This window comes from Streptomyces sp. NPDC127084 (assembly GCF_042724175.1).
Lineage (GTDB): Bacteria > Actinomycetota > Actinomycetes > Streptomycetales > Streptomycetaceae > Streptomyces.
On the sequence record NZ_JBHXFA010000013.1, the window covers coordinates 28,379 to 39,775 of the forward strand.

Here is an 11,397-nt window from a genome sequence, read left to right on the forward strand (position 1 = left end):
GTGTCCACTGCACGCATTCCGCCGCGTTGTTGTTATGCGCGAGACATGGTCCTGGCGTGTTTCTTGTGGTGGAGTGTCGGCATTCGTCCGCTCCCCGTCACTCCTCCTGCCAGTCGGCGGTGGGATTTTCGGGGCGGCGCCGGTCTGTATCCGTACGCGTGTGAGCCACCGCAGGGGCGGCAGTGACAAAGGAACGACGCATGACCGCAGATCTGGCCATCGAGACGACGGGCCTGGTGAAGACGTTCGGGGAGAACCGGGCCGTCGACGGTGTCGACCTCCGGGTGCCGGCCGGGACCGTCTACGGACTGCTCGGGCCGAACGGCGCGGGCAAGACCACCACCGTGAAGGTGCTGGCCACCCTGCTCAGACCGGACGGGGGGCAGGCCCGGGTGTTCGGCAGGGACGTGCTGACGGAAGCGGACGCGGTACGCAGCCGGGTCAGCCTCACCGGGCAGTACGCATCCGTGGACGAGGACCTCACCGGCACCGAGAACCTGCTGCTGCTCGGCAGGCTGCTGGGGCACGGCAAGGCCGCCGCCCGTGAGCGGGCCGCGCAGTTGCTGGAGGCCTTCGGGCTCGCCGAGGCGGCGGGACGGCAGGTGAAGCAGTACTCGGGCGGTATGCGGCGCCGGATCGACATCGCCGCGTCCATCCTCAACACCCCGGACCTGCTGTTCCTCGACGAGCCGACCACCGGCCTCGACCCACGCAGCCGCAACCAGGTCTGGGACATCGTCAGGGCTGTCGTGTCGCAGGGCACCACGGTGCTACTGACCACGCAGTACCTGGACGAGGCCGACCAGCTCGCGTCCAGGATCGCGGTCATCGACCACGGCAGGGTGATCGCCGAGGGCACCAAGGGGGAGCTCAAGGCTTCCGTCGGCTCCGGCGCCGTGCACCTGCGGCTGCGCGACGCAGGCCAGCGCGAGGATGCCGAGCGCATCCTCGCTCTCGCGCTCGACGCGCCCGTACAGCTCGATCCGGACCCGCTCGCCCTCACGGCAAGAGTGGACGGGCACGGTACGGAGCAGGGTGCGGCGGAGCAGGCGGCCCGGGCGCTTTCGGAGCTGGCCAGGGCGGGGATCACCGTGGACACCTTCGCGCTGGGCCAGCCCAGTCTGGACGAGGTCTTCCTCGCCCTCACCGACACGGACAGCACGGGCAGCAAGGAGGCCGTCGCATGAGCACCGTCGCCGCCAAAGTCCCCAACGACTCCGACGACCTCACCTTCGCCGCGCCAAGGACCGAGGACCTGGCCGCCCTGCTCGTGGGCAGGGAGCGGCCCCCGCGGCCGAGCGCGCTCTCGGCCTCGCTCACCTTCGGCTGGCGGGCCATGCTCAAGATCAAGCACGTCCCTGAGCAGCTGTTCGACGTCACCGCGTTCCCGATCATGATGGTGCTGATGTACACGTACCTCTTCGGAGGGGCGCTGGCCGGTTCGGCGGACGCGTACATCCAGTTCCTGCTGCCGGGAATCCTGGTGATGAGCGTCGTGATGATCACCATGTACACCGGCGTCGCGGTCAACACCGATATCGAGAAGGGCGTCTTCGACCGCTTCCGCACCCTGCCGATCTGGCGCCCGGCCCCGATGGTCGGCTATCTGCTGGGCGATCTCGTGCGCTACTTCATCGCTTCGGTGGTGATGATCGGTGTCGGCATGCTGATCGGCTACCGGCCGGACGGCGGCGTGGTGGGGGTGCTGCTCGGTGTCGCGCTGCTGATGCTGTTCTCGTTCGCGTTCTCCTGGATCTGGACGATGTTCGGGCTGCTGCTGCGCACCGAGAAGTCGGTGATGGGCGTCAGCATGATGGTGATCTTCCCGCTGACCTTCCTCAGCAACGTGTTCGTGGACCCGCGGACCATGCCCGGCTGGTTGCAGGCGTTCGTCAACAACAGCCCGGTCACACACCTCGCCACCGCCGTACGGGAGCTGATGGCGGGTGAGTGGCCGGCGGTGGAGATCGGCTGGACACTGGGCTGGTCTGCGTTGTTCGTGACCGTCTTCGGCGCGGTCACGATGCGTCTGTACAACCGCAAGTAGGCGGGGGCGGGCGGCTGGTCGGTCGAGGCCGCCGGTCAGCCGAATCGCAGTCCGGCGATCTGCCGCTCGAACTCGGTCAGCTCGGCGTCCGCTTCCGCTTCCGTGTCCCGGGGCGGCCGGGCGGCCATCAGCCCGGCCAGCTCCTCGCCCGCCCGCCGTATCCGGGCGGGCAGGCCCTCGGTGTACTCGTCCCCGCCCGAGCCCCAGTCCTCCGACGCCGCGTACACGGCGGTCGGCGCGACCAGCGCCCGCAGATAGGCGAACAGCGGGCGCAGGGCGTGGTCGAGCACCAGCGAGTGGCGTGCCGTGCCGCCGGTCGCCCCGATCAGCACGGGCTTCCCGGTCAGGGCGGTCGGCTCCACCAGATCGAAGAAGGACTTGAACAGCCCGCTGTACGAGGCCGTGAACACCGGGGTGACCGCGATCAGCCCGTCCGCCCCCGTCACCGCGTCGATCGCTGACGCCAGCGGGGGCGGCGGAAACCCGGTGACGAGATGGTTGGCGATGGCGACGGCCAGGTCGCGCAGCTCGATGACCTGGACCTCGACCTTGCGGTCCCGTTCCGCCAGCTCGCGCTGCGCGGCCTCGGCCAGCCGGTCCGCGAGCAGCCGGGTCGACGAGGGGCTGCTCAGTCCGGCCGATACGGCGACGAGCTTCAACTGCTCCCGTTCCATGGTCAGGCCTCCAGGCTGGAAGTAGTGGCACGCCGGGCGGCGACGGCCGGGTGCAGCGGTGCCTCCGGCACCCCGGCGGGCCGCAGGTTCGCGAACTCCTTGCGCAGCACCGGTACGACCTCCTCGCCGAGGATGTCCAACTGCTCCAGCACGGTCTTGAGCGGCAGCCCGGCGTGGTCCATCAGGAAGAGCTGGCGCTGGTAGTCGCCCACGGCGGCCCGGAAGCCCAGGGTCCGTTCGATGACCTGCTGCGGGGAGCCCACGGTCAGCGGGGTCTGCTCGGTGAACTCCTCCAGCGAGGGCCCGTGCCCGTAGACCGGCGCGTTGTCGAAGTACGGGCGGAACTCCCGTACCGCGTCCTGCGAGTTCTTCCGCATGAACACCTGGCCGCCGAGCCCGACGATGGCTTCCTCGGCTGTTCCGTGGCCGTAGTGCGCGAACCGCTTCCGGTAGAGCGCCACCATGCGCTGGGTGTGCTCCATGGGCCAGAAGATGTTGTTGTGGAAGAAGCCGTCGCCGTAGTACGCGGCCTGCTCGGCGATCTCGGGCGAGCGGATGGACCCGTGCCACACGAAAGGCGGGACGCCGTCCAGTGGGCGCGGGGTGGCGGTGAAGCCCTGGAGCGGGGAGCGGAACCGGCCTTCCCAGTCCACCACGTCCTCCCTCCACAGCTTGTGGAGAAGCGCGTAGTTCTCGATGGCGAGCGGGATGCCCTGCCGGATGTCCTGCCCGAACCACGGGTACACCGGTCCGGTGTTGCCGCGCCCCATCATCAGGTCGACGCGGCCGTCGGCCAGGTGCTGGAGGTAGGCGTAGTCCTCGGCGATCTTCACCGGGTCGTTGGTCGTGATCAGCGTCGTGGACGTGGACAGGATCAGGTTCTCGGTGCGCGCCGCGATATGCCCCAGCAGGGTGGTGGGCGATGAGGGCACGAACGGCGGGTTGTGGTGCTCGCCGGTCGCGAAGACATCGAGCCCGACCTCCTCGGCCTTGAGCGCGATGGCGACCGTCGCCTTGATCCGCTCGTGCTCGCTCGGGGTGCGGCCGTTGGTGGGATCGGTGGTGACATCACCGACGGTGAAGATCCCGAACTGCATCGCGCTCGCCTCCAATGTCGACAGCTTGGTTGAATCTTAAACTGTCACCTGGAACGGCGGAGACCCGGGTTCTATTCCGCCTGGCGCGCTCGGGATCGATGCGTCGGCGTAGTCAGGAGGCGCGGTGGCCATACGCCTCGCTCCCTCCGGGTCAGGGACTCCATTACTCCCGCATTCCCACGGCCGGTCGCGGCGCGGGACCGTCAGCCGGCATTGGTCCCCGCCCGGGGGCAGGTGGGAACACCCGTACGGAGCTCCGAGCCTGGAACAGTAGAGTCCCGTCCGTGAGCTCCGACCCCGTCTCCGACCCCGACCCCGGCCCCCACCTCCACCAGCGCCGCACCTCCGCACCCGTCACGGTCGCCGGTATCGGCGCCGACGGCTGGAGCGGGCTTCCCGAGGTGACCCGGGCGGCCCTGAGCGAAGCCGAGGTCCTCATCGGCGGTGAGCGCCAGCTCGCGCTGCTGCCCGCCGAGTGCGGTGGGAAACGCGTGTCGTGGCCCTCGCCGTTGCGCCCCGCCGTGCCCGGACTGCTCACCGCGTATGCCGGGCGCCGGATCGCGGTGCTGGCCAGCGGTGACCCGATGTTCTACGGGATCGGCCGGGCGCTCGCCGAAGAACTCGGCGCGGACGCCCTGCGCGTGCTGCCGCACCCGTCGTCCGTGTCGTATGCCTGCGCCCGGCTCGGCTGGCCGCTGGAGGACACCGAGACCGTGACCCTGGTCGGCCGCCCCCTGGCCTCGCTCACCGCCGCACTGCACCACGGGCGCCGGCTGCTGGTGCTCAGCGCGGGGGCCGCGACACCAGCCGAAGTCGCCGGGCTGCTCTGCGAACGCGGCTACGGGCCCAGCCGGATACGGGTGATCGAACAGCTCGGATCCCCGCGCGAGGCCCAGGTCAGCGGCACCGCCGACGACTGGGAGCACCCCCCGGGCGACCCGCTCAACATCGTCGCCGTCGAATGCGTACGCGCGCCCGGCGCGCTGCGGCTGTCCGCCGCGCCCGGACTGCCGGACGAGGCGTACGAGAACGACGGCCAGCTCACCAAGCGCCATGTCCGCGCCGCGACCCTGGCGGCGCTCGCGCCCGCGCCCGGAGAACTGCTCTGGGACATCGGCGGCGGCTCCGGTTCGATCGCCGTCGAGTGGATGCGTACACACCGCACCTGCCGGGCGATCACGGTCGAGCGCGACCCGGTACGGGCCGCCCGTATCGGCCGCAACGCCGAGGCGCTCGGCGTGCCCGGACTGCGGGTCGTCACCGCCGCCGCGCCGTCCGGTCTGGCCGGGCTGCCCGCCCCCGACGCGGTGTTCATCGGCGGCGGGCTCACCGCGCCGGGGCTGCTGGAAGCCTGCTGGGAAGCGCTCCCGGTGGGCGGCAGGCTCGTCGCCAACACCGTGACGCTGGAGTCCGAGGCGCTACTCGCGGACTGGTACCGGCGCCATGGGGGCGAGTTGGTGCGGCTCGCCGTGGCGCACGCCGTGCCCGTCGGCACGTTCACCGGCTGGCGCCAGGCGATGCCCGTCACCCAGTGGTCCGTCACCGTCACCAAGCCAGGAGCTGAACCCTCATGACCGTCCACTTCATCGGCGCAGGCCCCGGTGCCGCCGACCTGATCACGGTCCGCGGGGCACGGACGCTCGCCGCGTGCCAGGTCTGCCTGTACGCCGGCTCCCTCGTCCCCCGCGAACTGCTGGCCGAGTGCCCGCCGGACGCCCGCCTGGTCGACACCGCGCAGCTCGACCTGGACCAGATCATCGCCGAGATCGTCCGTGCCCACGAGCAGGGCCACGACGTGGCCCGGCTGCACTCCGGAGACCCCTCGGTCTTCAGCGCCGTCGCCGAACAGATGCGCAGGCTCGACGCGCTGGGAATCCCCTACGAGGTCGTCCCCGGCGTCCCGGCCTTCGCCGCCGCGGCTGCCGCGCTGAAGCGCGAACTGACCGTGCCCACCGTCGGCCAGACCGTCATCCTGACCCGCATCGCCCAGCAGGCGACTCCGATGCCCCCCGGCGAGGACCTCGCCACCCTCGGCCGCAGCGGCGCCCTCCTCGTACTGCACCTCGCGGCCCGCTACGTCGACCGCGTCGTGGCGGAGCTGCTGCCGCACTACGGCCCGGACTGCCCCGCGGCGGTCGTCGCGATGGCGAGCCGCCCCGACGAGGTGGTGCTGCGGGGCACGCTGGAGGACATCGCGGAGCAGACGAAGGAGGCGGGCATCACCAAGACGGCGGTGATCATCGTCGGCCGCACGCTGGGGGCTTCGCAGTTCCGGGACAGCCACCTGTACGACCCGGCCCGCGAGCGCCACGTCTGCTGAGGTTCCTCCCGGGAGCCGGTGCGGGTGCGGGTGCGGTCAGTGTCGCCGTGCGGGTGCGGTCAGCGTCGTCCGCGCTCCAGGTCCGCGTACGCCCAGCTCACCGCCTCCTCCACCGTCGCCGCCACCGGCACCCCTTCGGGGACCGGTGGGCGGCGGACCAGCACCACCGGGATGCCCGCCTCGCGGGCGGCGGTCAGTTTGGGGGCCGTCGCCGCCGCGCCGCTGTCCTTGGTGACCAGGACCTCGATTCCGTGGCGGCGCAGCAGCTCCCGCTCGGACTCCAGGGTGAACGGGCCCCGGTCCAGCAGTACCTCCATACGAGGCGGGAACGGGGGCTCCGGGGCGTCCACCGAGCGGACCAGGAACCACAGGGTGTCCAGGTGGGCGAAGGACGCCAGGCCCATGCGCCCCGTGGTGAGGAAGACCCGCTCGCCCAGGCCGGACAGGGCGTCCGCGGCCTGCGGGAGTGAGTCCACCAGGTGCCAGTCGTCGCCCTCGCCGGGGACCCAGCCGGGGCGGCGCAGCGCGAGCAGGGGAACATGGGCCTGGTCGGCGGCTCGCGCCGCGTTGAAACTGATGGTCCCGGCGAAAGGATGGGTGGCGTCGATGAGCACCTCCACCCGCTGCTCCCGCAGCCACACGGTGAGGCCCTCGGTCCCGCCGAAACCGCCGATCCGCACCTCGCCGCTGGGCAGCCTCGGTGCCGCGACCCGGCCCGCGAGCGAGGTCGTCACCCGCTCCCCGCGAGCGTGCAGCGACTCGGCGAGGGCGCGCGCCTCCGTCGTACCGCCGAGGATCAGGACGTGCACGGGGGACCTCCATGAGTGAACCCGCACCCGTGGGAGGGCGCGGCGCCCAACTCAAGCACACCGGTCTGCGGCCCGGCTGGACCACCGGTGCCTGTGCGACCGCGGCCACGACCGCCGCGTACACCGCGCTGCTGACCGGTGACTTCCCCGACCCGGTGACGATCACGCTGCCGAAGGGGCAGACCCCCGCGTTCGCCCTCGCGGTGGAGGAGCTCGCGGATGGGCGCGCCATGGCGGGGGTGGTGAAGGACGCGGGGGACGACCCCGACGTCACCCACGGCGCCCTGGTCCGCGCGACCGCGCGCATCCTGCCGCCCGGCTCGGGTGTGGTCTTCCGCGCCGGAACCGGCGTGGGCACCGTCACCCGCCCCGGGCTGCCCCTCGATGTCGGGGAGCCCGCGATCAACCCCGTACCGCGCCAGATGATGCGCGACCACATCGCGCTCACCGCCGCACGGCACGGCGGCACCGGTGATGTCGAGATCACCGTCTCCGTCGACCACGGCGAGGAGATCGCCCGCTCCACCTGGAACCCGCGCCTGGGCATCCTGGGCGGGCTGTCCATTCTGGGCACGACGGGGATCGTCGTGCCGTACTCCTGCTCGGCGTGGATCGACTCGATCCGCCGGGGTGTGGACGTGGCGCGAGCGGCGGGCCGCACGCACCTGGCGGGCTGCACGGGCTCCACATCCGAGAAGACCGTGGTCTCGCTGTACGACCTCCCCGAGGACGCCCTGCTCGACATGGGGGACTTCGCGGGCGCTGTGCTCAAGTACGTACGCCGGCACCCGGTCGAACGGCTGACCGTCTGCGGGGGCTTCGCCAAGCTGTCGAAGCTGGCGGCAGGCCATCTCGACCTGCACTCCGCCCGCTCCCAGGTCGACAAGGGCTTCCTGGCCGACCTGGCCAGGGCCGCCGGCGCCGACGAGGACCTCACGGCCCAGGTGGCGTCCGCCAACACCGGACTCGCCGCCCTCCAACTGTGCGCGGCTCAGGGCGTCCCGCTGGGCGACCTGGTGGCCGCGACCGCCCGCGACCAGGCCCTCGGGGTACTGCGGGGCGCCCCCGTCACGGTCGACGTGGTGTGCATCGACCGCGCCGGGACGGTGGTGGGGCGGTCCTCACCGAGAGGCCCGCGGGATGGCTGAGCGAGGCGTCAGCCCTGTCCCTCGGTGATGTTGACCATCCACGGGATACCGAACCGGTCCGTGCACATGCCGAACACATCGCCCCACATCTGCTTCTCCAGCGGCACCGCCACCGAGCCCGCGCCGGACAGCTTGTCCCAGTAGCCGCGCAGCTCGGCGTCATCGTCGCCGCTGAGGCTCACCGAGAAGTTGTTGCCCGCCGTGTGCGGCATCCCGGGCGGGGCGTCGGCGCCCATCAGCGTGAAGCCGCTCGGGGTCTCCAGCATGGCGTGCATGATGTTGTCGCCCTGCGGTGTGCCGGGCTCGCCGCCGCCCGACTCACCGTAGGTGTGCATCACCAGCGTGCCGCCGAGCACCTCCTTGTAGAACTCCATTGCCTGCCGGGCGTCGCCGTTGAAGCTGAGATACGGGTTGAGGCGCGAGGCCATGGGAACCAACCTCCAGAAGTGGAGCACCAGTCGATGTCCGCAGACTAGCCGCGGGCACTGACAACGCTCCGTACCCCGCGCCGCGCCCCAGGTGGGGCGGCTATCCGGGGTACGTGCGCGGCGTCCAGGCGATCCGCGGCGCTCCCGGTCCCGCCGGCCCACGGGTGGCCGTACGCGTCTGCGACGAACCCACCAGCAGCAGCGTCCGCATGTCGACCACCGCCGGATCCAGGTCCACCAGCCGTACGATCGTCACGCTCTCCTCGGGACCGCCCACGTCGCGCGCCACGACCACCGGGGTGTCCGGCGCCCGGTGCTCCAGCAGCAGCTCGCGGGCCTTCGCCACCTGCCATGTACGGCTGCGCGAGCCCGGGTTGTACAGGGCCAGTACGAGATCCGCGTCCGCCGCGGCCCGCAGCCGTCCCGCGATGACCTCCCAGGGCTTGAGCCGGTCGGACAGCGAGATGGTCGCGTAGTCATGGCCGAGCGGCGCACCCGCCCGCGCCGCCGCCGCGTTGGCCGCGGTCACCCCGGGCAGCACCCGCACCGGCACGTCCGCGTACGCCTCCTGGGACGCCGCCTCCAGCACCGCCGTGGCCATCGCGAACACCCCCGGATCACCGCCGGAGACCACCGCCACCCGCCGCCCGCGCCGGGCGAGGTCCAGGGCGAACTCGGCGCGTTCGGCCTCCACCTTGTTGTCGGAGCCGTGCCGCCGCTGGCCCGGGCGCACCGGCACCCGGTCGAGATAGGTCGTGTAGCCCACCAGGTCATCCGCCGACGCCAGGGCTCCCCGGCTCTCCGGCGTCAGCCACAGCGGTCCGGCGGGACCCGTGCCCACCACCACGACCTCGCCTTCGCCCCGCGGCCGGTCCTCCGGAGGCCGCTGGTCGATACGGCTCGGCAGCACCGCCACCGAGAAGTACGGAACCGTCTCCGGGTCCACGTCGGCCAGCCGCTCCGTGCGCTCGCCCTCCATCGTGGCCCGCTCGACATACCGCGCGTCGTCCAGCCGCCCTGCGCGCCGCAGCGCTCGCCGCACCGCCGGGAACGTACGCCCCAGCTTCATCACCACCGCCGAGTCGGTGGCGGCGAGCCGGGCCGTCAGCTCCTCCTCGGGCAGTGTGCCCGGGATGATCGTCAGGACTTCCTCGGCTTCGCACAGCGGCTCCCCGAGCCGTGCCGCCGCCGCGCTCACCGAGGTGATGCCGGGGATGACCTCGGTCGGATAGCGGTGCGCGAGCCGCTTGTGCATGTGCTGGTACGAGCCGTAGAACAGCGGGTCGCCCTCGGCGAGCACGGCGACGGTACGGCCGGCGTCGAGATGGGCCGCGAGCCGGGCCGCCGCCTCCTCGTAGAAGTCGTCCAGCGCGCCCCGGTAGCCGCCGGGGTGGTCGGTGGTCTCCGTGGTGACCGGGTACATCAGGCGCTCCTCGACATGGTCGGAGCGCAGGTGCTTCGCCACGATCGAGCGGGCGATGGAACGCCCGTGCCGGGCGCAGTGGTACGCCACGACATCCGCCTCCGCGATGACCTCGACGGCCCGGAGGGTCATCAGCGAAGGGTCGCCGGGGCCGAGCCCGACCCCGTACAGCCGCCCGGTGCCCTGTGTCTGCGTGCTCACTCCGCCTCACTCGCCATCGCGTTGATCGCCGCCGCGGCCATGGCACTGCCGCCGCGCCGCCCGCGTACTACCAGGTGTTCCAGTCCCGAAGGGTGCGCGGCCAGCGCGTCCTTGGACTCGGCCGCGCCTATGAAGCCCACCGGGATTCCGATCACGGCGGCCGGACGTGGTGCCCCCTCCTCGATCATCTCCAGGAGCCGGAACAGCGCGGTGGGCGCGTTGCCGACGGCGACGACCGCGCCGTCCAGCCGGTCGCGCCACAGTTCGAGCGCCGCCGCGCTGCGGGTGGTGCCGAGCTCGGCGGCGAGTGCCGGGACCTTCGGGTCGGAGAGCGTGCAGACCACGTCGTTGCCGGCGGGCAGCCGCTTGCGGGTGACGCCGCTGGCGACCATCTGCGCGTCGCACAGGATCGGCGCACCGGCGCGCAGCGCCTCGCGGGCGCGGGCCACCACACCGGGCGAGTACGCGAGATCACGGACGAGGTCGACCATGCCGCAGGCGTGGATCATCCGCACCGCGACCTGGCTGACGTCGGCGGGGAGCGCGGCGAGGTCGGCCTCGGCGCGGATGGTGGCGAAGGACTGGCGGTAGATCTCCGCCCCGTCCTTCTCGTAGTCGAACACGGTCACGGTCTTCTTCTCGCTCATCTCGGTGGACAGGTAAGGGAATCGGTACGGGCTGCGGCACCGGACCCGGACTCGGATTCGAGTGCGGGTGCGGGTGCCGGGGTGGGGTCGCCGTGGACGCTCACCCGGTACGTGCCGTCCAGGGTGGCCACGACGTCCACGTAAGCCCCCTGCGGGTGGCCGCAGCGCCGCTCGCAGCCGGACCAGTAAACGGGCAGGCCCCGGCCCTCGACCGGCGTGGCCTCGGCGTCGGCCCGTACGTCGGCCAGGGACTTGGCGCAGCCGGGCCGCCCGGTGCAGGCGCCGACCCCGTACCGGGGTGAGTCGGTCCCGGTGACGAACCCGGCCCGCCCGAGGGCGTCCAGCCGCGCCCGCGCGGCGGCGGCGTCCGTGAACCCGGCCACGACGACGCCGCGCCATGGAGTGAGCCGGATGTCGTCGGCGGGCGCGGGCAGCAGCGCCCGCGCCTGGGCGGCGGTGAGACGCCCGAGCGGCGGGGGCCCCGACACCCCCCCCCCCCCCGCCCCCGTCCTCGGCGGCGGGGGGGGCCTCCCCCCCCCCCCGCCCCCCCTGATCACCAACCCCCCCCGCCCCCCCCCCCCCACGCCCCCGTCACGACCACCC

The 11,397-nt window shown here is 72.3% G+C and carries 12 protein-coding genes; 5 read left to right on the forward strand and 7 right to left on the reverse strand.

Going from position 1 to position 11,397, the window contains the following annotated elements:
* Window positions 1–200: 200 nt before the first annotated feature.
* Both ACFWI9_RS05320 and ACFWI9_RS05325 read left to right on the forward strand, forming a co-directional pair.
* Window positions 201–1,187 (forward strand): ATP-binding cassette domain-containing protein, encoded by a 987-nt coding sequence (locus ACFWI9_RS05320; RefSeq protein WP_387159168.1) that lies wholly within the window; start codon window positions 201–203, stop codon window positions 1,185–1,187.
* Window positions 1,184–2,047 carry an ABC transporter permease gene (locus ACFWI9_RS05325; RefSeq protein WP_387159169.1) on the forward strand — a complete coding sequence of 288 codons (864 nt, stop codon included), beginning with the start codon at window positions 1,184–1,186 and terminating at the stop codon, window positions 2,045–2,047. Before ACFWI9_RS05320 ends, ACFWI9_RS05325 begins: the two co-directional genes overlap by 4 nt.
* Window positions 2,048–2,082: 35 nt before the next feature.
* Here the strand turns inward: ACFWI9_RS05325 and ACFWI9_RS05330 are convergent, their stop codons facing one another.
* Both ACFWI9_RS05330 and ACFWI9_RS05335 read right to left on the reverse strand, forming a co-directional pair.
* Window positions 2,083–2,721 carry an FMN reductase gene (locus ACFWI9_RS05330; RefSeq protein WP_387159170.1) on the reverse strand — a complete coding sequence of 213 codons (639 nt, stop codon included), beginning with the start codon at window positions 2,719–2,721 and terminating at the stop codon, window positions 2,083–2,085.
* A gap of 2 nt (window positions 2,722–2,723) precedes the next feature.
* A complete protein-coding gene (locus ACFWI9_RS05335; RefSeq protein WP_387159171.1) occupies window positions 2,724–3,818 on the reverse strand; it encodes an LLM class flavin-dependent oxidoreductase in 1,095 nt (364 codons plus the stop codon).
* A gap of 368 nt (window positions 3,819–4,186) precedes the next feature.
* On the opposite strand from ACFWI9_RS05335, the gene cbiE reads away from it, so the two are divergent.
* Both cbiE and cobM read left to right on the forward strand, forming a co-directional pair.
* A complete protein-coding gene (gene cbiE, locus ACFWI9_RS05340) occupies window positions 4,187–5,392 on the forward strand; it encodes a precorrin-6y C5,15-methyltransferase (decarboxylating) subunit CbiE (RefSeq protein WP_387159204.1) in 1,206 nt (401 codons plus the stop codon).
* Complete coding sequence (gene cobM / locus ACFWI9_RS05345; protein ID WP_387159172.1) at window positions 5,389–6,138, forward strand: precorrin-4 C(11)-methyltransferase; 750 nt, start codon at window positions 5,389–5,391, stop codon at window positions 6,136–6,138. The genes cbiE and cobM overlap by 4 nt, the downstream gene beginning before the upstream one ends.
* 59 nt (window positions 6,139–6,197) lie before the next feature.
* On the opposite strand, the gene ACFWI9_RS05350 is transcribed toward cobM, so the two are convergent.
* Window positions 6,198–6,947, reverse strand: coding sequence for a cobalt-precorrin-6A reductase (locus ACFWI9_RS05350; RefSeq protein ID WP_387159173.1), 750 nt, complete (start codon window positions 6,945–6,947; stop codon window positions 6,198–6,200).
* Window positions 6,948–6,958: 11 nt separating this feature from the next.
* On the opposite strand from ACFWI9_RS05350, the gene ACFWI9_RS05355 reads away from it, so the two are divergent.
* Entirely contained in the window at window positions 6,959–8,095 is a 1,137-nt protein-coding gene (locus ACFWI9_RS05355) for a cobalt-precorrin-5B (C(1))-methyltransferase (RefSeq protein WP_387159174.1), read from the forward strand.
* An 8-nt stretch (window positions 8,096–8,103) separates the two neighbouring features.
* Here ACFWI9_RS05355 and ACFWI9_RS05360 read toward each other — a convergent pair whose 3' ends face one another.
* From ACFWI9_RS05360 to ACFWI9_RS05375, 4 genes are all read right to left on the reverse strand, one after another.
* Window positions 8,104–8,523, reverse strand: coding sequence for a VOC family protein (locus ACFWI9_RS05360; RefSeq protein ID WP_387159175.1), 420 nt, complete (start codon window positions 8,521–8,523; stop codon window positions 8,104–8,106).
* A 100-nt stretch (window positions 8,524–8,623) separates the two neighbouring features.
* A complete protein-coding gene (locus ACFWI9_RS05365; RefSeq protein ID WP_387159176.1) occupies window positions 8,624–10,147 on the reverse strand; it encodes a precorrin-2 C(20)-methyltransferase in 1,524 nt (507 codons plus the stop codon).
* The gene (locus ACFWI9_RS05370; RefSeq protein WP_387159177.1) at window positions 10,144–10,794 is read right to left on the reverse strand and encodes a precorrin-8X methylmutase; all 651 of its coding nucleotides are present in this window, start codon (window positions 10,792–10,794) and stop codon (window positions 10,144–10,146) included. Before ACFWI9_RS05370 ends, ACFWI9_RS05365 begins: the two co-directional genes overlap by 4 nt.
* Window positions 10,791–11,282 carry a hypothetical protein gene (locus ACFWI9_RS05375; RefSeq protein WP_387159178.1) on the reverse strand — a complete coding sequence of 164 codons (492 nt, stop codon included), beginning with the start codon at window positions 11,280–11,282 and terminating at the stop codon, window positions 10,791–10,793. Before ACFWI9_RS05375 ends, ACFWI9_RS05370 begins: the two co-directional genes overlap by 4 nt.
* Between the last annotated feature and the right edge of the window lie 115 nt (window positions 11,283–11,397).

Coding starts and splice junctions, on each gene's coding strand:
- ACFWI9_RS05320 (WP_387159168.1), top strand. CDS start 201: ATGACCGCAGATCTGGCCATCGAGACGACGGGCCTGGTGAAGACGTTC.
- ACFWI9_RS05325 (WP_387159169.1), top strand. CDS start 1,184: ATGAGCACCGTCGCCGCCAAAGTCCCCAACGACTCCGACGACCTCACC.
- ACFWI9_RS05330 (WP_387159170.1), bottom strand. CDS start 2,721: ATGGAACGGGAGCAGTTGAAGCTCGTCGCCGTATCGGCCGGACTGAGC.
- ACFWI9_RS05335 (WP_387159171.1), bottom strand. CDS start 3,818: ATGCAGTTCGGGATCTTCACCGTCGGTGATGTCACCACCGATCCCACC.
- cobM (WP_387159172.1), top strand. CDS start 5,389: ATGACCGTCCACTTCATCGGCGCAGGCCCCGGTGCCGCCGACCTGATC.
- ACFWI9_RS05355 (WP_387159174.1), top strand. CDS start 6,959: ATGAGTGAACCCGCACCCGTGGGAGGGCGCGGCGCCCAACTCAAGCAC.
- ACFWI9_RS05360 (WP_387159175.1), bottom strand. CDS start 8,523: ATGGCCTCGCGCCTCAACCCGTATCTCAGCTTCAACGGCGACGCCCGG.
- ACFWI9_RS05370 (WP_387159177.1), bottom strand. CDS start 10,794: ATGAGCGAGAAGAAGACCGTGACCGTGTTCGACTACGAGAAGGACGGG.